The following is a 1,155-nucleotide window of genomic DNA, read 5'->3' as shown; positions in this document are numbered from 1 at the left end:
GGCAACGGGGCTAGCCTTGGCGGGCAAGGATTCTGGCGATATCCAGGTGTGCGATCAGGTCACGGCCAACGCTCTGGAAAATAATTTTTGGTTTGTTATTCCCGCGCTTTTTGCCACATTAACAGCTGTGGAGGTTATAGACGGCGCTCAGCACGTTATGGATGAAGTTAATGAGGGGGACTACATTCAAGCTCTAGGCGTCGCGGCAAAGACGGGAATCAAGGCGCTTCCTGGAATGAAATTGCTAAAAACAGCAGTGGAGGCCGGAGAAACCGCTCAAGCTCTGGCAAACGGGTACCAAGAAGAAGGCGTAAAAGGTGCAGGAAAAGTTCTGGCAAAAGAGATTTTTGGGCAAAAAGTTGCAAAAGCCGTCGGAAGAGGGCTGAAAAAGCTGGAAAAAGCAGGAAAAAAAGCTGCCCAAGGAGCAAAAGCGCCCGCTCAAAATGTTTCTGAAGGGATTAAAGCCCCTGCTGAAAAAGTTTCTGGTGGGGAAAAAGTGCTTGCTCAGAAGGCTTCAAAGCAAGAATTTAAAAAAGAGATGAACCCCGAAAAACCTCCAGCACAGCGAAAGCACCTTCCAGAAGGAGCTGGCGGACAGGGCGGGATAGACGAAAAACCAGTTACTGTGAAAGAAAATAGAGAAATAGAAGAATATTTTAAGGAATACAAAGATGAAAAATTCAAGGTCGGGTTGTATGGAAATAAGGATATGAAAGATGTAAGCAGAGACAGAAATGAATGGTTTAAAAATTTAACAGGGGATGTAAGTCAAAATTCAGGTGCATCAATTTTGCATCACGTGGGCACCCACGCCAACAACCGTCAGTTTATTTCTTTTGATATTCATAGAGATGCAGGGGTTTCTATATTAATTCCCAAATCTTGGCATGAATCTTTTGTTCATACAGCCAACACATATAAGTTTAATAATCTTCGAGAGGCGCTGTTTTGGTCTGTTCGAGATTTACGCAATTGTGCTTCTCGTATCGCTGACCCAGTTTTACAACAAGAAGTCCGTAAAGATCTTAACAAGTCTCTTTTAGAAGTTATTCGATTAAATAAAGAATATTTTTCAGAATATTTACAAAAAAATGTCACAAAATAACGGAGGAATACTATGAGAAAAAATGATATACCTTTAAAAACAGATTATAC

Annotated in this window: 1 protein-coding gene; it reads left to right on the top strand. The window is 41.7% G+C overall.

All coding sequences use genetic code 11. The features are described from left to right. Positions 1 to 1,105 (top strand): hypothetical protein (locus K737_RS10065; RefSeq protein ID WP_035575023.1); only part of this gene is annotated, 1,105 nt, incomplete at its 5' end. Between the last annotated feature and the right edge of the window lie 50 nt (positions 1,106 to 1,155).

This window comes from Holospora undulata HU1, from assembly GCF_000388175.3.
Classification (GTDB): domain Bacteria; phylum Pseudomonadota; class Alphaproteobacteria; order Holosporales; family Holosporaceae; genus Holospora; species Holospora undulata_A.
Note: the sequence above shows the minus strand (reverse complement) of the source record. Positions and strands in the feature narration are given on the sequence as shown.